Source organism: Pirellulaceae bacterium, assembly GCA_019636385.1.
Classification (GTDB): domain Bacteria; phylum Planctomycetota; class Planctomycetia; order Pirellulales; family Pirellulaceae; genus Aureliella.
Window position 1 is genome coordinate 1,293,576 of the sequence record JAHBXT010000002.1, and the last position, 20,724, is coordinate 1,314,299.

17 protein-coding genes are annotated in these 20,724 nt (G+C 51.8%); 11 read left to right on the forward strand and 6 right to left on the reverse strand.

The genetic code is table 11. The annotated features are described in order from the left end of the window. Nucleotides 1-74: 74 nt before the first annotated feature. From KF752_10355 to KF752_10370, 4 genes are all read left to right on the forward strand, one after another. Complete coding sequence (locus tag KF752_10355) at nt 75-788, forward strand: TetR/AcrR family transcriptional regulator (GenBank protein MBX3421941.1); 714 nt, start codon at nt 75-77, stop codon at nt 786-788. Continuing rightward, entirely contained in the window at nt 778-2,379 is a 1,602-nt protein-coding gene (locus KF752_10360) for an HlyD family efflux transporter periplasmic adaptor subunit (GenBank protein ID MBX3421942.1), read from the forward strand. The genes KF752_10355 and KF752_10360 overlap by 11 nt, the downstream gene beginning before the upstream one ends. Beyond that, on the forward strand, nt 2,376-5,627 hold the full coding sequence (locus tag KF752_10365) for an efflux RND transporter permease subunit (protein MBX3421943.1): 3,252 nt from the start codon (nt 2,376-2,378) through the stop codon (nt 5,625-5,627). The genes KF752_10360 and KF752_10365 overlap by 4 nt, the downstream gene beginning before the upstream one ends. A gap of 247 nt (nt 5,628-5,874) precedes the next feature. Continuing rightward, nucleotides 5,875-6,729 (forward strand): hypothetical protein, encoded by an 855-nt coding sequence (locus KF752_10370; protein MBX3421944.1) that lies wholly within the window; start codon nt 5,875-5,877, stop codon nt 6,727-6,729. A gap of 275 nt (nt 6,730-7,004) precedes the next feature. Here the strand turns inward: KF752_10370 and KF752_10375 are convergent, their stop codons facing one another. Further along, nucleotides 7,005-8,162 carry a restriction endonuclease gene (locus KF752_10375; protein MBX3421945.1) on the reverse strand — a complete coding sequence of 386 codons (1,158 nt, stop codon included), beginning with the start codon at nt 8,160-8,162 and terminating at the stop codon, nt 7,005-7,007. 362 nt (nt 8,163-8,524) lie between these two features. On the opposite strand from KF752_10375, the gene KF752_10380 reads away from it, so the two are divergent. Then, nucleotides 8,525-8,959 (forward strand): DUF2924 domain-containing protein, encoded by a 435-nt coding sequence (locus tag KF752_10380; GenBank protein MBX3421946.1) that lies wholly within the window; start codon nt 8,525-8,527, stop codon nt 8,957-8,959. Here the strand turns inward: KF752_10380 and KF752_10385 are convergent. The 3 genes from KF752_10385 to KF752_10395 form a co-directional block, all read right to left on the reverse strand. Then, the gene (locus tag KF752_10385) at nt 8,928-9,833 is read right to left on the reverse strand and encodes a hypothetical protein (protein ID MBX3421947.1); all 906 of its coding nucleotides are present in this window, start codon (nt 9,831-9,833) and stop codon (nt 8,928-8,930) included. The genes KF752_10380 and KF752_10385 overlap by 32 nt on opposite strands. A gap of 166 nt (nt 9,834-9,999) precedes the next feature. Next, a complete protein-coding gene (locus tag KF752_10390; protein MBX3421948.1) occupies nt 10,000-10,884 on the reverse strand; it encodes a DDE-type integrase/transposase/recombinase in 885 nt (294 codons plus the stop codon). Between the two features lie 80 nt (nt 10,885-10,964). Further along, nucleotides 10,965-11,294 carry a transposase gene (locus KF752_10395; protein MBX3421949.1) on the reverse strand — a complete coding sequence of 110 codons (330 nt, stop codon included), beginning with the start codon at nt 11,292-11,294 and terminating at the stop codon, nt 10,965-10,967. Between the two features lie 376 nt (nt 11,295-11,670). On the opposite strand from KF752_10395, the gene KF752_10400 reads away from it, so the two are divergent. Further along, complete coding sequence (locus KF752_10400) at nt 11,671-12,666, forward strand: hypothetical protein (protein ID MBX3421950.1); 996 nt, start codon at nt 11,671-11,673, stop codon at nt 12,664-12,666. 604 nt (nt 12,667-13,270) lie between these two features. Beyond that, complete coding sequence (locus KF752_10405) at nt 13,271-15,844, forward strand: methyltransferase domain-containing protein (GenBank protein ID MBX3421951.1); 2,574 nt, start codon at nt 13,271-13,273, stop codon at nt 15,842-15,844. Nucleotides 15,845-15,896: 52 nt separating this feature from the next. Here the strand turns inward: KF752_10405 and KF752_10410 are convergent, their stop codons facing one another. Then, nucleotides 15,897-16,970, reverse strand: coding sequence for an ImmA/IrrE family metallo-endopeptidase (locus KF752_10410; protein MBX3421952.1), 1,074 nt, complete (start codon nt 16,968-16,970; stop codon nt 15,897-15,899). Between the two features lie 105 nt (nt 16,971-17,075). Here KF752_10410 and KF752_10415 point away from each other — a divergent pair, with 105 nt between their 5' ends. The 4 genes from KF752_10415 to KF752_10430 all read left to right on the forward strand — a co-directional run bounded on the left by KF752_10415 (nt 17,076) and on the right by KF752_10430 (nt 18,746). Next, the gene (locus KF752_10415) at nt 17,076-17,426 is read left to right on the forward strand and encodes a hypothetical protein (GenBank protein ID MBX3421953.1); all 351 of its coding nucleotides are present in this window, start codon (nt 17,076-17,078) and stop codon (nt 17,424-17,426) included. Nucleotides 17,427-17,503: 77 nt separating this feature from the next. Further along, nucleotides 17,504-17,755 carry a hypothetical protein gene (locus KF752_10420; GenBank protein ID MBX3421954.1) on the forward strand — a complete coding sequence of 84 codons (252 nt, stop codon included), beginning with the start codon at nt 17,504-17,506 and terminating at the stop codon, nt 17,753-17,755. Beyond that, a complete protein-coding gene (locus KF752_10425) occupies nt 17,752-18,042 on the forward strand; it encodes a type II toxin-antitoxin system RelE/ParE family toxin (GenBank protein MBX3421955.1) in 291 nt (96 codons plus the stop codon). The genes KF752_10420 and KF752_10425 overlap by 4 nt, the downstream gene beginning before the upstream one ends. Before the next feature lie 230 nt (nt 18,043-18,272). After that, nucleotides 18,273-18,746 carry a JAB domain-containing protein gene (locus tag KF752_10430; protein ID MBX3421956.1) on the forward strand — a complete coding sequence of 158 codons (474 nt, stop codon included), beginning with the start codon at nt 18,273-18,275 and terminating at the stop codon, nt 18,744-18,746. Nucleotides 18,747-18,761: 15 nt separating this feature from the next. On the opposite strand, the gene KF752_10435 is transcribed toward KF752_10430, so the two are convergent. Further along, nucleotides 18,762-20,003, reverse strand: a complete 1,242-nt coding sequence (locus tag KF752_10435) for a replication initiator protein A (protein ID MBX3421957.1) — start codon at nt 20,001-20,003, stop codon at nt 18,762-18,764. Nucleotides 20,004-20,724 lie beyond the last annotated feature (721 nt).

Below are 20,724 nucleotides of genomic sequence, written 5' to 3' on the forward strand. Positions count from 1 at the left end.
TTTCTTTGAAAAAGCGAGGCCGACAGCTAGAAAACCGCTTGACATAAGATTGACGGTCCGTCAATATTGGCGACATGAGCACGATCTCCCGCAAAAAACAACAGATCGATCAGCGCGAGCAGCAGATTTTGCAATTGGCCCGGGGGACACTTTTATCCGAGGGCCTTGGCGGATTGAGCATGGAGCGGTTGGCCGCCGAAATGCAGTTTGCCAAAGGTACCCTGTACAACCATTTTCCGAACAAAGAAGAAATAGTAGTTGCCCTGGCATTGGAATCGCTGGAGCTGCGTCGCAAGCTGTTTGAAACCGCCGCCATTTCCAGGCCGCGATCCCGTGAACGGATGGCAGCCATCGGTTGCGCATGCGATCTATACGCCTCTCACTTCCGCCAGCATTTTGCGATCGAAGAGATGCTGCGGAGCGGGGCCATTCTCGAAAAATCATCAGAGATTCGCCAAAAATTGGTACAGCAGTTCGAACAACGCATCATGGCAATTGTGGCCGGAGTCGTGCGCGATGCGGTGGCCATGGGCGATCTTCAATTGCCTAAAGAGCTGTCGGCTGAAGAGTTTGTGTTCGGATTTTGGGCGCTAATGTACGGCAGCCAGATCCTGATGGCCACCAGCCCGGCCTTGGTCGACATCGGAGTAAACCAGCCTCAACGCAGCATTCGCTATCACGGCTGGACTCTTATGAACGGCTACAACTGGCAACCTTTGGTCAGCTACGAACAAACCGACCAACTGATGAATTCTTTGCGTGAGAGGCTACTCAAACATGACCACTAAGATGTGCAGTCGAGCCCCTTTTTTTGTCGGCAAAATGACGGTGCGTCAAAAAATGACGCTGTGGCTAATTGCCGTGATTTTGCTGTCCGGCGGTGGGGTCGCCATCGGCATGTTGAAGTTCGATGAACATGGCCGACAAACGCTGCTTCACAGCGAAAGTCCTCAAGCATCAGTACCAGCCGTATCACTAGAGTCCGGCAAACAGTCTGGCAGCGAGCCATCCAGCGGTGAAGCGCTGGATGCAAAAATTGGCAATCACCCGAACGTCGCTGCCACTGGCAAACGCTCGGGCCAGGAGACTGCCTACCGCTTGCCAACCAGCACCGCGCTACTGGGCAGTTTGCAACCCACCACCTTAGCTCAGCGATTTCCCGGAGTCGTGAAGGCTCGTCGCAGCAGCCTTCTGGCTTCGAAGTTACTGGGAAAAGTAACCAAGGTAAGTGTCGATCTGGGCCATCAGGTGCAGGCCGGGCAGGTTCTGGCCGAGCTGGACAATCGCGAACTTTTGGCCGAACGCGACGCTCTGGTGGCACAATTGTCAGGTGCCGAAGCGCGACTATCGGAACTACGTCGCGGACCACGCGCTCAAGAGATTGAAAAAGCGCAGGCGCAGGTCCGTGAGTCTGAGGCCATGCTGGCTCTACGCAAGGCTAATGCGGATCGCGTCAATCAATTGATCCAGTCGTCCAGCATTTCCAAGCAAGAGCGCGACGAAAGTGCGACAGCGCTACATGCTTCGCAAGCTCAACTGGATAACGCCAACAAGACGCTCGAACTGCTGGAAGAGGGGACGCGGGCCGAACAACTTCTGGCTCAAGAGGCAACAGTTCGAAGCTTACAGGCTCAAATCGAAAAGGTCTCTGTGCTGATTTCTGATCATCTAATCCTGGCACCGTTTGGCGGTCATGTGAAAGCTCGCTTTGTGGATGAAGGCGTGGTTGTCAGTCCCGGCCAAGCGATTCTGGAAGTCGCCGAGACCGAACAGCTAGAGGTGCACGTAGGTTTGCCCGCTGATCTGGTTTCACCGCAAATACTGGGGGCTGCCCGCATTTGGTGCGAGGATTTGAGTTTGCCAGCACGATTATCGCGGCTGTCGCCCGTGATTGACCAGCGCACTCGTAATGTTCAAGCTGTGTTTTCGTTGCCCTCGTCTGCGGCAGTGCCGACTACCGCAGCGGTCGTACCGGCTGCAACTGCGGATGCATTAGCGAACTGTCAATTGCATCATCGAGTTGGCCAGGCGATCGAGCTAGAAATTGAGGTCCCTGTCGATAGAGGTGGATGGTGGGTTCCGTCCAGCGCCTTGGTCTCGGCTGGACGCGGACTGTGGTCGTTGCTGATTGCCAGGCCAGAAGAGCAGCCAGCGACGACTGCCAATGCAGTCGAGTGCACTGCTCAAGCCTGCCAAGTTGAATTGCTAAGAACTACCGGCCGTTGGTCACAGGTTCAAGGCACCCTGTCCGACGACGATCTGCTGATTGTCAGTGGCGTGCATCGCCTTACGGCGGGACAAAAAGTACTGAGCCAATTGGTCGAGCCCTTAGATTTGGAGTTTACGCAACACGCAGTCGCAGGCGGTGGTGATCGATGACCGCCTCAAGTAACGCTACCGGCGGCAGTGGCTCATCCGCTGCGGGCAGTCAGACACAGCCTGGAAATGAAGTGGCGGAGCGATTGGGGGTCGCGCGCTTGGCGGCCGCTTTCTACCGGGACCGGCGATTGACCGCTTTGACGGTCCTGCTGATCGTCGTTTCGGGGTTAAGTTCCTTGATGGTTCTGCCGCGTCGCGAAGACCCGCTGCTGAGACCTCGCGTGGCGCAGTTGACAACGGTCTATCCCGGAGCTGACGCCGAAAAAGTCGAAGCCTTGGTCACCGAGAAGATCGAACGCCGCCTGAGAGATGTGGCGGAGATCAAGCGGTTGCGTTCGGTAAGTCGCGCGGGCGTTTCGCTGATCACCATCGAACTGCTGGACGCGATCAACGAGCCGGATCAGATTTGGCCCAAAGTGCGCGGCAAGATGGAGGATGCCATCGGCGAACTCCCGGCAGGTTGCCGACGCCCCGAGTTCCATCAACCCGAAATGTCGGCGTTCGCCTGGATCGGTGGAATTACTTGGGTTGGCCAGGGTCAGCCCCGGTATGGGGTCATGCGAAGACAAGCCTTGGAGCTAAAAGATCGGCTGCTGGCGCTGCCAGGTACCAAATTGGTCGAACTGTTTGGCGACCCACAGGAAGAAATCCTGGTGGAGATCGACCCGGCTCGCATGGCTGCATCAGGCGTCTCTCCAGCAATGGTGGCAGCACGGTTAAGCCAGGCCGACGTCAAGACCAGCTCCGGAATGCTGCGCTCCGCTGCTACCGAAACCGTCGTTCAGTTTCGTAATCAGTTCAGTAGCCTCCAGGACATCGCCAACACGCAACTAGACAGCTCGACACCCGGCTACACACTGCATGTCCGCGACATTGCTACGTTGCGGCGTGGCACGCCCGAGCCTCCTGGGTCGAAAGCTATGATTGACATGCAGCCATCGGTCGTCCTGGGCGTTATCCTGCGCAGCGACTTTCGCATCGACAAGTGGGCTGCGCTGGCTGACGACGTTGTGGCGGAATTCCAGTCGCAACTTCCGTCGGGAATCAAGCTGGACATTATCATGCAGCAGGAGAAATTCGTTACGGGACGCATTCACAAGCTGCTATCGAATCTGGCCCTCAGCATGGTTGCCGTCTCGCTGACCACCTGGTTGTTTTTAGGGTGGCGCAGTTCACTTCTGGTCACGGCCACCTTGCCACTGGCGACGATGATCGTCTTGACCGGTATGCGACTCTTGGACATTCCCATTCATCAGATGTCAGTCACTGGATTAATCATCGCCTTGGGGATGCTGATCGACAATGCGATCATCGCCGCAGACGAAGTGGAGATTAGTCTGCGGCGCGGGCTGTCGGCCTATGAGGCCGCCGTGGATATGGTCCGTCGTCTGGCAGCACCGCTGGCCGCATCGACGCTGACCACCGCTTTCGCCTTTGCTCCCATCGCGCTGATGGAAGGACCAACCGGCGAGTTCGTGGGTTCAATCGCACTGACGGTCATTCTGGCGGTGTTCAGTTCGTTGTTTTTGTCGCTGACCATTCTGCCCACAGTCGCTGCCTGGTTGCAACAGCGCGTGGCCCATTTGAACCAACACCAGCCGGAATCGTTTCATTTCTTGAAGCAACTCTGGCGACATGGCATCGCTATTGAGCGCCTGACTGCGGTTTATCGGCGTGCCTTGAGTTTCGTTTTTGCCAGGCCACTGATTGGTATTGCTATTGGCGTGGCTTTGCCGATCGCGGGGTTTGTGGCAGCTACACGACTGAGCGAACAGTTCTTTCCACCCTCGGATCGTAGCCAATTTCATATCGAAGTTGAACTGCAGCCGAGTGCTTCAATGGCTCAAACAGAGGCGGTTATCCAACGGCTCGATCGGTTTTTGCGCAATCAACCGCGCATCGCTCAGGTTTCCTGGTTTTTTGGCAACAGCGCTCCCTCGTTCTATTACAACGTCATTAGCCGGGTCAAAAATAGTCCGCATTTTGCCCAAGGGATCGTCAATCTTGACAGTGAGTTTCCCGCCGGCGATCTGATTCGGCAGCTTCAGGCACAGGTTGACATACAGTTTCCTGAGGCACGAATTCTAGTGCGACAGTTGGAGCAGGGCCCACCGTTTGACGCACCCGTTGAAGTGCGCATTTCCGGCCCAGACATCGATCAACTGGACAGCTTAGGAGAACAGTTGCGACGCATCGCTTCTGGCCTGCCCGAAGTGATTCATACCAAAACGATGCTCGGGGAATCGCGTGCCGTTGCCCAAGTAGCCGTCCGCGCGCAGCAAGCAGGTTGGGCCGGCCTGACCGAGCGCGACATTGCCGATCAATTGTTCTCGCGCCTGGAAGGGCTGCAGGCTGGCTCGCTGATCGAGCAGACCGAACAGGTGCCTGTACGAGTGCGTATCGCTGATCAGCGCTCGAGCAGCATTGATGCCCTGGGAGAGACTGTATTGTTCTCTTCCGCACCTGAAACACCCTCTGGAGCTGCCGCAGGTGGTAGCGACGACTGGCCCGTATTGACCTCACTGGTACCGATTTCCTCAGTTGCTGACATTTCTTTGACGCCTCAGCGAGCACTGATTGCTCGCTACGGAGGCGTGCGTATCAACGAGATCAAAGCTTACTTGCGCGCCGAAGCGTTGCCATCCCGAACGCTGGTAGCACTCAGTAGCGAATTGGAACGCCAGGGTTTTGAATTGCCGCCAGGATATCGCCTGGAACTGGGAGGCGAAGCCCACGAACGCAACAGCGCGGTAGGGCGACTGTTAGCCAATGTTGCCATTCTGGTGGTAGGCATGTTGGCCTCGATGGTCTTGGCGCTGTCTTCATTTCGATTGACGGCAATGATTTCAGGCGTTGCCGTACTGTCGGTAGGACTGGGTATGGGAGCCTTATGGTTATTTGGCCATCCATTTGGATTCATGGCCATTATTGGCACCATGGGATTGATCGGCGTGGCCATTAACGATTCCATAGTTGTGGTGGCTGCCCTGCAGAACAACCTGGCCGCTCGCTTGGGTAACCTGAAAGCTATGGTCGACACGGTCGTCGAAATCACTCGGCACGTGCTGGCCACCACGGCCACCACCGTGGCCGGCTTCTTGCCTCTGATCATGGACGGAGGTGCCTTCTGGCCTCCGCTGGCGATTACCATCGGAGCGGGTGTATTGGGCGCTACGCTGATTGCAATTGTGTTTGTCCCCAGTTGTATGCGGTTGATCTATTTTCGCGGTCCGGAGGTGACTGGCTAACCCCACATGGTAAACTGCTTTACTCCGCACCTTTGTAGCCTTTGTAGGGTGGGACAAGCGGGATACAAATAGTACTGCTAGAATCAAAGGCATGGAGTTTGCGAATACAATTGCTCACATTCAGGTGGTTCAGCCTCGCGCCGGCCCACCACTTTCTTTGTTCGCTTTCAACGTCCTTCCACCTACTTCAACCTTAACAGCCTTCGGCATAAGTCGGTTTCAGTGATTTCTTAGAGGAGCGGCTTGTATGTTGGCCAAGGAAGAGTATGTCGAGCAAGCCTATTTCTATCGCGTGCTGTTGGAGCGGATGGGTGCCGGATTGCCGTTACAGGAGCTGATGCAGCAAACCAAGCACGAACTGCTCTCCACGACGCGGCTGCCCATGGCTATCGATGTTCTGCTGGCAGAACTGAAACATCACGGCAAGATGCACACGGGCATGCAGGTGCTCAGCCACTATTTCGTGCCTTTCCAAATCTATTTGATAGCTGAAGCCGAAGACGACCGTGGGCGCTTTGACTATCGGACCGGCCTGCAAATCTTGGCCGCCGAGGCGCTGTACCGCACTCAGGATACATTAGATCCGCAGGGACTGTTTTTCTTTCAATTCGAGGCGATTGCCCGGAATCGGCTGAACTACGATCGTGGACTGAAGGCTATGTCGGAGGATCCGGCTTTTGTGGGAGACTGGCAACGGTGGATTTTGAATGTCCGTAAGCAACTGGGGTTGGTTGACCTGGCCGACATGATCTACGCCCGCAGCCAACTCGCCCAGCAGCGCCGCTCGCAGATAGATACCCAGACTGACGAGGAATTACCGACTGGCGATCCGGTACTGTTTGGCGTCCAGGAAGGCAGGATTGCTCAAGCCAATCGCCGCCACGACCCGCTGTACCTATTTGCCGCCATGCAGCGGCATCTCGGTTATCCCGCCGTACCGCGCTTTCAACCGGTAGATCCACTGCCCGCCTTGCTGCCGCAAATGCAGCGTCGTCTGGAGCAACTTGAATTACGCCTCAAGCTGCTTGAAGAGGAGCAGCGCGGTGGCATCGACATCACCAAATTCTACAGCCCGAACTCGGCCCACGACTCCCATCGCTGACTAAAGCCAGCGTGCCCCGCCGGCCCCACCCCTCCCCGTGCGCAACCCTCTTCGTAACAATACTCTCTTTTGAGATTCGCCATAAACATCTGACATGCAAAGACTTACGCGAGTTCGAGACCTGTTCGGTGTCGTTCGAACGATCGAAACCAGTTCGATACTTTTTCTCGCCTTCGGACTCTCTTTTCGGTGAAAAGTTTGATTTGAGTGGCGAAATACGGAAAGCGAAACCGTATGAAGCAAAAAATCGCTCACGCTCAAGGCATGACTTTCTACTATGCCAGTCCGAAAAGCCAATTGTCCCTATCACATTTTTCAGCGGCAAGTTGGTCATCATTGGGATACGCTTTGAACCAAACCGTTGCAACAATCATCGTGGGATACGCTCGAAACCAAAGGAATTCTGCTGGCAACAAAGAGCATGATTGCCCGTTCATTACAGTGCCATACACTGAAAACCCAATTCGTTTCTCAATTTCCTCGCATTCCGTTCGACTCGTCTCCAATTGCAACTGGCGAGGATAAGAGCGCTCTCTTGCGAATATCTCAATGGTGGCGCCTCGTTGATTGAATGGCAGTTGACGAGGCTCCTCCACAAAACCGCCAAGCTCGAGAATTTGCCTCACTACCGTTCGAGCAATGACTGCTTTGTCCGACAAAGTACCTGAGTATCGCCAGCTAAGCCCAAGCAAGGTGAGCCCTCGCTCTATGCGCTTCGAAATATCCATCAACCCACGCTTGGTGCGCATCAATGCAATTTTGTGGTCCGGAGAACTATACTGTTTGTGCTTTAGCTTGAGATTGATCTCCTGAAGTTTCTCCAGTTGAATGCGGATGCGTCCGATCTTTTTTGAGTTCTCAAACTTCGCGATGATCTCCGATAGATACTCAGCTAATTCATCATCGGTCGCTTTGACTTTTCCTTTTTGATCAACTGAAATTTTCCCAACAAGTGGGCGGATCACTCTCGCACCCTTCGTCTTGGTACTTTTTCTTGATTCAGGATAATCGAAGTAGTCCCTAAGGATTGTGGATGAGTCCTTAACCATCGCATCGAGTTTCGATTCACACCAAAACTCGCATGGGATCTTCCCTAGTAAATCAACGGCAAGATCACGTGCAGTGGACGAAACCTTTCCAGCAATAACAAACACAACCAACTTCACTCCTTTGTGCAACTTAATCTTGTCTATCTCTTGCCTTACGGCTTTCGGTGGGAAACTCTTTTGGTTCTTGCACTGGAAATATGCACCCTTCCTTCGATCCACAATATCCCTGGCTTTATCATTCCCAGTTGCTCCATAATGCTCTGCATTCTCATACCCATTTTTCATGGCGAGCCTCAACGTGAGTTGCTCGAATTGCTCCCAACTCAATTGGTCGAATGGGCAGCAGTGCGTTGTTCGCGTCACATGTGGTTTTGATTTTGCCAAAATGCTTGCTCCCGAGGATGGCGTAAGGATCGCAACATCGACTTCTTGAAACTACCTAAGATCGATGAGATTCAGTGTTCGAGTCCAATTATCATCCCATCGCCTCCAGCAATCCGCAACCGATTGTTCGTCGCTCGAATCGATGCAATCAGGGCTAATGGCTGGTATTTACTTGCAAGGCAGTCCGATTTACCCCTTATCTCGGCTTGAGGTTATCGCGTCGTTCGCGCTCTCTGTGACTAACGCGAAACGCGATCGAAAATGCACCTCAAACGGGAGAGCCTATGGGCCTAAACATAAAGAGAGAGCAAAACAGACTCGAACAAATGTCGATCATCGAACTCTGAGAACGCTATCACGGATTGTCGTCACGCAGGGTCTCGATCAAATGCAAACGCTGGTACATCAAGCGAATCCTCTGGATCATACAGGCAGCAACCAAAGGCGATATCTCCGAGGAATCGAGACTACTCGCTAAACAGATTGCAGCAGAGAGGCCGTTTCGAAAATCGATTCTTCGCGTTCGGGCAAAGACGGATGCCGATGACACCTCGACATCCAGAACGGTAAGCACGGTACTCAAGCCCCCAGTCGATCGTCGAATCCCTGAGCCTGGGGCTTCTCTGGTCAAAACCTACAGAGGACAGACGATAAGAGTGGTTGTGCGAAGTTCTGGATTCGAATTCAACGGCCAGCAATACAAATCACTCACTTCGGTTGCCAGAGCTGTCACAGGGCAGCGCCGTATCAACGGATTCCAGTTCTTCAATCTGGGAAAGAAAGGTGCTGAGCGATGAGACTGCCGGCAAATAGCGGCCAGAACACATGCACCGGGAAACGGACAAGATATGCAGCATTTAAACCATGGCGCTGGCAGCAAGCTCGTAGCCAATAACTTGCAATAGTCGAAAACTGCAAGCCACGAACGGGATCGTATCGCTTCGCAGCCTGTATGAGCCCAATACAGGCGATTTGAAACGCATCATCTTCTTCCATCCCAAACCAGTGGAATAGCATTCGAGATGCTCGCTTGGCCAAACGCAAATGAAACTCACAAAAACGGTCAAACGCTCCAGGCTCGCCTTCTCGCATCGCAACCGCAAGTTCATCCGATTGCTTCGCGTAAAAAGGCAGTCGAGCAAACATCTCTTGCTCGGGAACGACGTCGAGAGCGAGACGCGTTCGCTCCATAGCATTGACAAGTGTTGCATTCTCCTCATCATCCAATGTAAACCGAAGGTTACTTATCCGTTCGAGTAATGGCCTCGGTGGCTGATACGAGAGGAAAGGATGCTCTCGATGTCGAACCTTTCGTCCGTCGATCTGATGAATTGCCCATTGCCAGACTTGCTTTTGCGGTTCTTCCGAGTGGTAAACGATAATGTGCTCGTGGTGCTGGCGAATAAGCTGCTTCTGAATTCGGCGAAGAAGACCACGGTTTGCGAGGGAAGTCCGATGTAGTTTGCAGCTGAATACACGCAGGCCACGCTTTTCGGCGACCGACTCGAGCCGAATACACTGATCATGAATCTCCAGCTCTTGCGATGAACTGAAGTTGTCCCAGCCAAGATCATCAATGAACTGTCTTGGTTCACCGGGAATCGGAATTTGCAAGGGGTTAGAGTTAGCGAGTTGTTGAACGCATCCTGCGTGAGAATTGATTGCATCCATGCGGAGGTTTTTCGCTTTTGGGCAAAGTTGGAAGGGGAGGTAGTGACGCAAGCTCGGCTTGCGCCACCCCAGCTTCCAACTTCGCGATTGTGCGGCGCTCAGGTTGCACCTCTGCAGAGCCCTATCCTCCGTACAACTGCATTCGTTTTTAATCTGTCGTCATCGACTATGCAACTCGCGGCTGCGTTTGCCGGGCAAGTTCGCGGCGCTTTCGCGCTTCTTCCAGCTTGCGATCGCGTTCGGCGGCAATCACACGTCCGAGGTCTGCCAGTTTGTCGGCCGGAGTGATATATCCGATCGCGCTATTCAAACGCACGTTGTTGTAATGTTCGACGAAATCGTGAACGCGGCGTTTTGCTTCTTCCACCGTTGCTGGACAACTAGGTCGGATGCATTCCTGCTTCAGGATCCCGTGGAACCTTTCCAACTTGCCGTTGCTTTGGGGATAGTAGGGACTCGTACGAACGTGACTCAGACCGAAGATCCGGATAAAGAGCTTGAAGTCCTTGGCAATGAACTGTGGTCCATTGTCACTGATGATTCGCGGCTTGACACCAGGATTCTTTTCCAGTGCGCGAGCCACCACCACTTCGACGTCCTGCTCCTCCATCTTCTCGCGAATTTCCCAGTGGACAATGTAGCGACTGTAGCCATCGAGTACCGATATCAGGAAGTAGAAGGTACCTCCTAGATTGAGGTAGCTGATGTCAACATGCCAATGTTTATGGGCCTTTTCGGGTTGTTCGAAACCTGTGCCATTCTTGCTGGGCAGATTGTTCTTGCGATCCAATCGCCGAGCAGCTTTCAGTACGCGATATGTGGTGCTCGGGCTGACAGCCACGATGTCATCATCAAGCATCATGAACGTCAAGCGTCGGTAGCCTTCTAGTGGATGCTGGTCGTGGTAATCGACGATGGCTTTCTTTTCCCATTCTTCGATCCACCAATCACGTGGTATCTGGCCATTATGCTCATTGGCCATACCATAGCGATGCTTCCAGCTGTGGAACTTGCTGGCAGCCAGTCCGAGCCAGAACAGCAAGCGTTTCATTGGAATTTCAGCTCGATCGCTCCAATACCTCAGGTAATCAACGATCGAGTCACGCGTATCATGGGGGACCCAGCGTCCAGTCACAGGTCCCCATTTTCTTTTTTTGCCTTGACGTTCTCTTCCATGAGTTCGGAGATCACCTCATTCTTCAGCTGCAGCTTCTCCTCAAGCCGCTTGATCTGACGTTGTTTGGCATCTTCCAGCTTCGCCGCCGACTTCACGCGACGACCACCCTTACCCACAAACGCCTGCTCAGCCTGCGCAAGAACGGCATTCACCCATTGATGGATCTGGCTCGGCTGAATGCCCAGCTCGTCGGCCAGATCGCTGACCGCTACCTTGTCCTTCAAATGCCGACGGACCACTTCCGCCTTCTGCTCTGCACCAAAATTACGTCTTGTTTGTCCCATGGAACACCTCCCGATAGTGGGTATGCTAACTCAACTACCGAGAAATTCCATTTCCATCAGAGGCAAGACACTTTTGTTGAATGGATTGCGGCTAGCCAAGAACTGAATGTGTAGGGTTTGTCTGAATTTGATAATTGGACATCCAGGCGCCTCATTAAGAATTTGAATGTTAGCACCAGATTCTAGCGATCGCTGGAAGAATGCAAAAAGGAAGTTGCCGCGCATTTCAGCCGCCGAGCAGGTCGTTTCCGTTTCGGCACGAACAATGAATGATTCGCAATTCTGTGTGAACCTTATGCATCCAGAACGTATCCCCGAAAGGATAGCTACGACCTTCCCGCGCCGATGTAGAATCCAGCCGTATAAGGACTAACAAGTGGATGAAGCACTGTTTAGACGCCTCAAAGAGCTAAACGAGGACTTCCGCCAATTTATGGGAAGGGATGTAGGGACATTTTTCTGCCCGATTCTGCATAAGGATGAAGCAGTTGAGATTTGTAAGGGCCATGTTCTACCCCAGTCGACGAATGGAAGCGGACCTTGGGTTCCGCAGCGTAAGGACGTCGACAACACCTTTGGCAAACTCTGCGAGGCAAACCTCAATACTGTGCAGGCCCGCAACAAAGCGGACGTAGATTTTCTTTGTGAGAAAAAATTAAGCCAGGCTACTAAACCAAAGATTGTGATAAAAGGTAAAGAGGTTGAGCACTATCGAACAAATGGTATCCGTCGAGTTGACACGCACACTCCTCTCATTGTCGAAGTAAACGGAAGAGAGGTAGCAAATTTCAATGTTAAGATAGACACGACGGTAGCATCGACCGTAAATTCAAACAATTTCGAGATTCGACTTGGCAAAGACTTCTCTCCAGAGGTTTGGGCGACAGCCTTAAAGGCAGCACATTTGACGATGTTCAAATTAATGGGTTACAAACATGTCTTTTCTCCAAGTGGAACTCTACTCGGGGATGTGCTTCGTGAACTGTTTTTGCAAGCTTCGTTGAAAGGTACAAACACTCGAGAGCTACTACAAAGGTCCTTCAAAGAGAACGAATACTTGGTCTGGCCGATCGCGACCAGTCGTCGTATTGAGAGCAGTATCAATAGCAAACGGTTCTGGATCTGCCTTCAGTCTAGCGGGACTCCATTCGCGTTAGGTGTTCTGGTTGTTATAGGCAGAGACGCTTTCTGCGTTGTCACTCCATGCGACCAATCCATTGATACCTACTTCAGTTTCCTCAAGACCCCACCAGTATCCGTTGCTGTAAAGGAGGTTCTTTTCAATAATGATGACCCGTCGAATTCCCATTGGGGTATCAATGAAGAGGAGCCGACTCGAATCCCAATTCTTTCTTCGATTCCGTCCGTTTGAGACACGCCTGGAAAGTGGCTAGACCCTGATTGGTTGGAAATGATTCAGAGACCTTGCCGATTGGCCGTTCCGCTACAGGAGCAGTTTGAACTGGGGGCATTTGTCTACGCAGTATTTCGCGCCCGAATGCGGTTATTGACACAGGAGGGCGTGACCTTTGCATTTAGCTGCCACTAAAACAACATTGGTCACTTCGCGATTCTAATAAAGTAAGCTCTTTCATTCAGATTAGAGCTGAAACCATCCAGTTCATGACATTTTGAGCTCATCCAGCCAATCCACCTGCTCATGGATACAGATGTTGGGACCCTGGCAAAGATTTTTTTGAGTAGCAATGGCGATCATGGCAAGATCGTTGTCCATGAGAGCTACAAATAGAAGTTCGCAGCTTACCTTCAATTGGGATGATCTGCCACCTGAGAATGAGGTGGTGTCTGCCGTCAGCACTTCCGATTGTAGCACGGGGTCAAGGGCCGCCTCTGGTGATTCTGCAAGTGATTTGGAGGCTGCTGCTTTCGGCGGAGCCGAAAGGCTTCCCCTTGACTTCCCGTGCGACCCAACTCCAGCGAGTAACGGCAATGATGCCCAATCGTTGGAGAATGAAATGGAACAAACAACGCAATCAAAAGTAGCCTATGGATTTGTAAGGCCAGAGAGACAGACTGACTTTGGAGGACTGACGCAATATAAGTGGCCAGCTCCTAAGCAGGATCGAGATTTAATTACCGTTGACCGCCTTCGGGCAGACATCGATGGCCCTGCCCATCGTTTCACAATCATGCGAGGTGATGTGGTCGAGGTGTTCTTCGACCCGTCCAAAGTTGAACTCGGTGAAGTGGTCGATATTTCCCATGCTCGACAGGAAGTGGCAGTTCGCTTTCGTGCTGGAGGGGATGGAATTTGGTTCGACAAGGGGCAGATCTACCCGGCTCCACTGGACGAAGAAGAAGAATTCCTGACTGGTCCGCTCAATCAAACGGTCGAAGCAAGCAATCGACAGCATTATCCAGAAAATGGATTGGCCATGTCGGAAAATGTCCCAGCTTATGGCGAGAAACTTGCGGTCAATTTCACCATGGACGACTATAAGCATTTCCGGTCAAAACTTGGCGATCAAACCTTGGAGATTGAAGAGCTTCATGCCGCGTTTAACTCTATGCTCCAAGCCGAAGAGGCATTTTTGAGCGATCTAAAGTCCCGGTTTAATGCCACAAGAATGCAGAATGTAGCTCGAAACCTAGGCAAGTTCGGCGGACGGACAAAACAAGAAAATGCCCAGTCGATCTATGACGCATTGCTGAGGTCGTTTTATCTCAAAGATTCGTTCTCCTATTCACCGCTCCAACAGAGTTTCAAGGAGCGACTCAGCGAGCTGGTCCCGAGTCAAACCGCTGATGATCTTAAATCCTATTACGAGGCCAGGACCAAAGCTCAAGAAGCCGAACAGAAAATCGTTGAGAATCCAGAATCCTTAAGCGAGTTTCGGGAACTGATTCGATTGAAGGGGATAGGCCAATTAACTGAGCAGCAACTGGAAACCTACGACCGGCTGGCGGCTCAACAGAGTAGAAAGCAAAGGGCTGATGCAAAGCCAACGCAAGTTTCCAAGTTCGAGTCGGAAGGGCTATCCGAATCCAGCTTTACTATCAAACAGGGATACCACGACAAGAAGGGATGCCCGTTGTGGATAGTTCAGCTTACCGAACGGGTGGAACGGGATGTTTACAACGAGCTTAACCGCAAAGCCAAAATGCTGGGAGGATGGTTCAGTTCCTTCCGGAAAGCCGATGCCGGTTTCCAGTTTATCTCTGAAGACTCAGCTCTTAAGTTCGCTGCATTACTAAACGGTGACGCGGATCGCACTGAGGAGCTGGAGGGACGAAAGGCACATCGGGAACAGACAGCGGCAGAACGGCTTTCTGAGGTAGCATCCCGCTTACTGGAAAATGCCGAGCAAGTCCTGCTTGATGATGAATCGAAGCTCAAGAACACCGCACGCCGAGCCGGTATGGCTGCTGGAATGCGAGGCCGGGCCTATGCCGAAATTGCCTTGGCCAAAACCGTTCAGTCGATCGCCGATTCAATGTCGCGAGGTGAGGCCGAGTTCCTGGATGGAATTAGAGCGAAGACACATGTCGAGACGCTACATGCCATTTGGAGGTCTGCCAAGCAAGATCATCTGTCGGTTCTATTTCGGGAAGCGGAGGAAGCAGACAGGCCACTGACTTACGATCAACGCGAGCTCGAAAGAGACCGCTTGCCCAATCTGTCGGATGTTCCCTTTGTGGCTCTTCCCTACCCGACTGTTCACAAGCGAAACGTGCTGGATGTGTTGACCGTTGCCGCAGGGCGGTCTGGTTGCATGCAGATTTCAAAGCGATTGGCAAAGATTCTAAAATCGACCAAATCCGGAGAGATCTTTGAATTCAAACGCCCCCATGAAATTGAGCTCTACCAAGAATTTGTGGATCGGGCAAAATCGGCAGGAATCGAGGTGAGGTGGCTTGAGTCGTCACTCGAAGACTGGAAACGACTGAGAGCGGCCAACATTCACACGATTGAAGAGCTACGTGCAGCGATCCGAGAATTGGCAGGCCATCAAGCCGAACGATTGGCTGACAATCCGATTACCAAAGCCGAAGATAGCCTCCGTGGTAAACGACTTCCCGGTTTCTTCCCGACTCCGCGCCCTGTGATCAACCGAATGTTGGAACTGGTTCAATTGAAGGGTTCGGAAAGAGTCCTAGAGCCGTCTTGCGGTAAAGGCGACATTCTGGACGCAATCACTGAGCAGTTTCCAGACGCAGATGTGACCGGAATTGAGATCAATCGCAGCTTACAGGAAATTCTGGAAGCCAAGGGATATGATATATCGTTTGAGGATTTCCTGGATCATCAAGGCCAGTACGATTGCATTGTGATGAATCCTCCGTTTGAGGATGGACAGGAAATCAAACATGTCCGACACGCATTCAGCCTACTGGCTCCTGGTGGTCGGCTGGTATCGGTGATGAGCGAAGGTCCATTTTTCCGTAGCGATGCCAACTCAATTGCCTTCCGAGCCTGGCTGGATGAGGTCGGAGCCGAAACAGAATCTCTTCCCCAAAATGCCTTTCGCGGCAGCGAAGCGTTTAGGGAGACGGGTGTAAGTACAAGACTTGTGAGCATCAGAAAATGAATTAGACAGGATTTAGTGACCCATGCTCTCCGCCTGAATCTCCGCTGGGTCGCTACTCCTGATTCAATGACTTAAGACCGCAAATGATCTCGGCTGCTGTACTGCGGATCGCATCCAGCGATTTGCCGAGCTCCTCGGCATCTCCCTTGTAGAGCTGAATATAGTCGGATGCATGGCTGGCACTCTCAATTCCAAATGCATGACAGACTACGAAGGCTACTGCCTCGGCCTCCAGTTCCCGCTGGTTCCGCGTAGTCTCTGCTCTTCTTTCACCCCGATGAAGCAGTTCATGGGCCAACTCGTGAGCCAAAACAGAAAATGTTTTAGCCGATCCTAGGTCTGGTTGAATGACTATTGTCCCACCTTTGGAAAGCCCCTCGGCTGCTCCCAATTCTTCATATTGAAGTTCGATTCCCTTACTTCGTATCAGAGACTCGATGCGAGCCAGATTCTCGCCCGGATCACCCTTGACAGTGCCAATGTCTGGTAACGGCTCACCGGCAGTTTGAGAAATGTCGAAGACCGACACTACCTTAAAACCGACTAACATGCGCTTTGGTTGTTCGACCTGATCAGCATCTTGCTTACTTTCCGAGAAACCTTCCAGATCCGGCTTCTGCTTCAAGATGACCGGTGCAAGGATTCTAATTCCCTGCTCCCCTTTCATTACACTGCGACCGAGCTGCTTCCAGGCTTGAAAACCGGCCACATGGGTAGCGTCTGGACGCTGAAATGCAATCAGCATCAAATTGTTGAAGCTGTAGTTATGAAACTGGCTCATTGCTGTCAGGAATTTCGTCAGTGTCTCGCTTTTTCCGGCCTTAAGCTCCTTTTCCAGAATGCCTAGTGCGGAATCCGCAAGTTTCAGAACCTCCTCTTGTCCCCGAGGCTTTAAGTTAGGACTGGTTTCAACGGAATCCTCAGTTGCAAGAGACTCTTCGCCCAGAACCCAGGCGTTTCGAAGTTCAATTATCTGCTCTAGTTCGTAGTAGCAGGGATTGGAGGGTGGTTTAGGTCCGGACAGTCGCTCCTGAGATGAAAGCCCTGCTGAGCGATTTATCGCAGCAGGTGTTTCGCCTTGCGGCAGGTGTGAGGTATTTCCGTATTCCATGGCAGAGATTGCCATAGGTGAAATTGCTAAGCAAAATTTTTTTGCTTAAGGATTCAGACTGTCAGAGAATTGGCGATATGGACTTTACAATTTGTAGCCACGGACGGAGCCGTAACATCCATGATGCAACCGGCGCCTGACAGAAGAAACCTACAGCCGATCGACTTTCGCAGGCTCAAAGAGATCGTTTCATTGCGTGAGGTTTTGGAACTCTACGGTTGGCAGCCAACCAAAAGTTATCAGGGCGGAAGATACCTCCGTGGAGCCTGCCCTATCCATGGCTCCACTTCCCCAAATAGTATCATCTTCGCAGTGTCACCAGAGAAGAATGCCTTCAAGTGCTTTAAGTGCGGAGCAGCCGGAAATCAGCTTGATCTTGCTGCCCACTACTTTGGCTTACCGAGGGACCAGATTGTCAAAATCGCTGTGCGATTATGCCAGCAGCTCGGGAAGGAAATCCCCAGGCATTAGCAGGCAGAACTTACGTGCTAATTCGGGGCGATTTATGGTACAATCAAGGACAGAATACTAATCGGGAGCCAACCAAAATGTCCAGTGTCGAACTAACGCCAGATAATTCCAAGTTCATCGAATCGCTGATCGATTCCGGCAAGGCCAGTTCCATGGAACAAGCTCTCAATATGGCGGTCGATTTACTCAAGCGTAAAGTCGAAATATCCGATGCCGTCCAGTTGGGGATCGAGCAGGCTGACCGAGGCGAATTGCTGACCGGTGATGAGGTTTTTGATCGAATTGAAAAGCGAGCCGCTCAAATCGAGAAGAGCAGCCGCGAAGGATGAAGTCGCTTCAGTTTACCCCGGCAGCTTCTGCTGACCTGGACGAAATTCTTGATTACATCGCTGAAGACCGACCGCATACGGCAGTTCAGGTGGTCAAGAGAATCCGAGAACGATGCGAGATGCTTCGCTATCACCCCGAAATGGGCCAGCTCTATCCCAAGCTCGGCTCAGGGATACGCGCCATTCCACAACAACGCTGGGTGATCTTTTACCGAGTTGAATCGAACTCAGTTCAGATTCTCCGCGTCCTGGACGGCGCGCGTCACATCGATTTCTTGTTCGACTGATACCGTTACTCTCGTCTTTGGCTCTTCTGATCTTAGCACGGCGTCAAGGTCCGCCGCCTTCTTTGTTTTTGATTTTAAGCGGCTGCTGCTCGCCTAGCGGCGAGACTCCACCTTGACTTGCCGTGCTTTCCCTATTCCACCGAGCCAAAGTCGCGTGAAAGCAAGATGGTATTCGCTTTCTGCTCAGCGCGATGCGGCAAAGAAAACTTTGCAAAACATCGGAGGATAAAATGACAAGTACAACCGTAAAACATCTCAATCAAACTTACATCAGAGAGGTCAATGTCAATTACCGCTTGACCACTCAACAGCTCCTTGCCGTTACAGACCCAATGCAAGTGGCCAGGTTTATTTCGTCGATAATGCCTGATAACAGTCGCGAACACTTCATCGCTCTGTATCTGGATGGATCACATCAAATCGTCAGTTACTCGTTGATCTCCACAGGTGTTGCGAATCAGGCTCTCGTTCATCCTAGAGAGATATTTCAACGAGCGGTGGTTGTCGGAAGTTGTGCCATTATTGTCGCTCACAATCACCCTTCCGGAAATCTTCAGCCCAGCGACGCTGATAAACAAGCAACGGAATATATTTCCAAAGCTGGGGAAGTTCTTGGAATCAAATTGCTCGATTCGCTGATCATCACCTGGAATAGCACCTACTCGATCATCAATGACCACGTCACGTACATTGAAAAACAGTAGAATCAAACAAGCAGGTCAGCTCGCTATGACCTGCTTTTCTGCTGCGCAGGTTATTCCCTGTTCCATGAAGCGACGAATGAACTCCTGCCGCAATCTGCCCGATTCCAGAATCGGTTTTCCCTCTTTCCGATCTTGCTGAATCAATTGGCGTTCGAGTTTTGATCCAAATGCCTGTTCAAACGCCTGATCCTCGGCCATCATCAAGTCATTTTCGTTTTGCTGAGCGAGCCACGTTGTATGCTGATCAATGGTACTCACTGGAGTATTCATGAGAGTGGATGTCTTGTCGCTGAAGACCGGTTTTCGGGACATCGCTGCGATCTTGAGCTTTCGCTTTTTGTAGAAAATGGCATCGATGCTGGTATGGTTAGCGCTCAAATGAAACTCAACATTTGCCATGAAACCAGAATCGATCAGCACCTTGGCTGCTCGTTCAATCACTCGCTTGAATTCGCTGGGATACTTGGCTGCAAGTCCCAGTGTGCCTACGGCCAGTTTCGAAATCTCGATGGAAACGACCTCGCGTCGGTAGAACTGCTTATCAAGCCAGCGGTAAAGTCTCAGTGGTACCTCACGTCGTCTTCCGTTGGCAATCTTCCGAAACATCTCCATGTCGATCAATTTGATATACCCGTCATGGAAGCTCTTCCAGATCACTTCGTTCCAAACAAAATAGCAAGCTGCTTGCTCACGCTGGCCACTTCGTTGCCGCATTAGTTCGTATCGCTCTGCTGAACAGAGCTCAACATTGTCCAACAAATGAAACGTATGCGATCGCCAACTGGTTTCGCCCTTATCCCACCATGAGTTCTTGAACTTGAGGGTTGTACCAGCAATTCGATCCAAACTTGCCTCCAGCCGCTTGTAGGCTCTACCGTCGGGATTCCAGCCCAATGTGCGGCAGAGGTGGTATTGGCTAAACCAAACCTTCCGCGAAGTGAATCCAGATTCTTGGGTTAACGCTTTTAGTCCGACCAGGACTTGTTCATCGATGGGGCGTGGCAGTCCGAATGCTTCCGAACCAGTGATGATCAGTCGTCGTGAAATTTCTCGCTTGGTAACTTTGTCCCGCACAATGTGATCGATTTCTAATGTCTTGGTCGCGGTCGGAGTAATGGGACCGAACGGGAACTCGATCAAATTCATTTCGTCGCGGCCAAACAGAGGGATTACTTTGGTCCCTAAAGTTTCATTACCGCCGAAAGAATCGCGGTCAGATGGAAGTACGATTGGGGATTCAAGTCCGCTATCTTCCATTCGCTGGTTCCAATTTCAAAAATAAAAAGTTCGAGAGAACTTTCTTAATTTCTATAGTCCTAAGAGTTAGGGGGCTGTAAGTCGTTGGATTTTCTAGCAAATACTGGCGATCCTTGGCTGATAACACGTGCAAATTTGTTTGGGAGCACGTGCAAGCTTGTCTCGAAGCACGTGCAAGCTTGTCTGGGGACACTTGCAAGACTTGTTTGGATTGCAAGACGGCTTGTCTCAAAACACGTGCAAACATCCCATATTGGTGCATTTTCATAGAGAGAAGCCCAGATACTTTAATTGACTTGAAGCCAGAGCCTACCCTGCTTTGTCCGGGTCTGGCAAGTAGAAAAACAATTCAGTCAACCACCGGCTACCGGTGTTTTGCTGCAATGGAGCTGGCAAGGTGTCCCAACAGTCCAGCATGGGTGTAAATCGAGTGGCAAGCACTCAGCACAGCCGCTTGGTTCAAGATCAGCACTCTTTTTCGAGCCGACAATCGGTCCTTTGGTGAAATTGGCTGGTTCGTTTATTCGCCTCCAGAGGCTTTTGGAGCGACAACCCTTCCTTGCCCCTAGGGTTGGCCAAGAAATTTCGCTGACGGGCCGCTCCGTCCCAATTTCTGTCTTTCGGAAACCACTGTTGGGGCCGAATTCCGGTTGGATTTCAAATAGTTGGCGATTCAGTCATGCCTGCATGATTCATGCTTGCCTGACTGATTCAGGAATGA

Coding starts and splice junctions, on each gene's coding strand:
- KF752_10395 (MBX3421949.1), bottom strand. CDS start 11,294: ATGGGACAAACAAGACGTAATTTTGGTGCAGAGCAGAAGGCGGAAGTG.
- KF752_10415 (MBX3421953.1), top strand. CDS start 17,076: ATGATGCAACCGGCGCCTGACAGAAGAAACCTACAGCCGATCGACTTT.
- KF752_10405 (MBX3421951.1), top strand. CDS start 13,271: ATGGAACAAACAACGCAATCAAAAGTAGCCTATGGATTTGTAAGGCCA.
- KF752_10360 (MBX3421942.1), top strand. CDS start 778: ATGACCACTAAGATGTGCAGTCGAGCCCCTTTTTTTGTCGGCAAAATG.
- KF752_10385 (MBX3421947.1), bottom strand. CDS start 9,833: ATGGATGCAATCAATTCTCACGCAGGATGCGTTCAACAACTCGCTAAC.
- KF752_10435 (MBX3421957.1), bottom strand. CDS start 20,003: ATGGAAGATAGCGGACTTGAATCCCCAATCGTACTTCCATCTGACCGC.
- KF752_10430 (MBX3421956.1), top strand. CDS start 18,273: ATGACAAGTACAACCGTAAAACATCTCAATCAAACTTACATCAGAGAG.
- KF752_10365 (MBX3421943.1), top strand. CDS start 2,376: ATGACCGCCTCAAGTAACGCTACCGGCGGCAGTGGCTCATCCGCTGCG.
- KF752_10420 (MBX3421954.1), top strand. CDS start 17,504: ATGTCCAGTGTCGAACTAACGCCAGATAATTCCAAGTTCATCGAATCG.
- KF752_10355 (MBX3421941.1), top strand. CDS start 75: ATGAGCACGATCTCCCGCAAAAAACAACAGATCGATCAGCGCGAGCAG.
- KF752_10410 (MBX3421952.1), bottom strand. CDS start 16,970: ATGGCAATCTCTGCCATGGAATACGGAAATACCTCACACCTGCCGCAA.
- KF752_10425 (MBX3421955.1), top strand. CDS start 17,752: ATGAAGTCGCTTCAGTTTACCCCGGCAGCTTCTGCTGACCTGGACGAA.
- KF752_10370 (MBX3421944.1), top strand. CDS start 5,875: ATGTTGGCCAAGGAAGAGTATGTCGAGCAAGCCTATTTCTATCGCGTG.
- KF752_10390 (MBX3421948.1), bottom strand. CDS start 10,884: ATGAAACGCTTGCTGTTCTGGCTCGGACTGGCTGCCAGCAAGTTCCAC.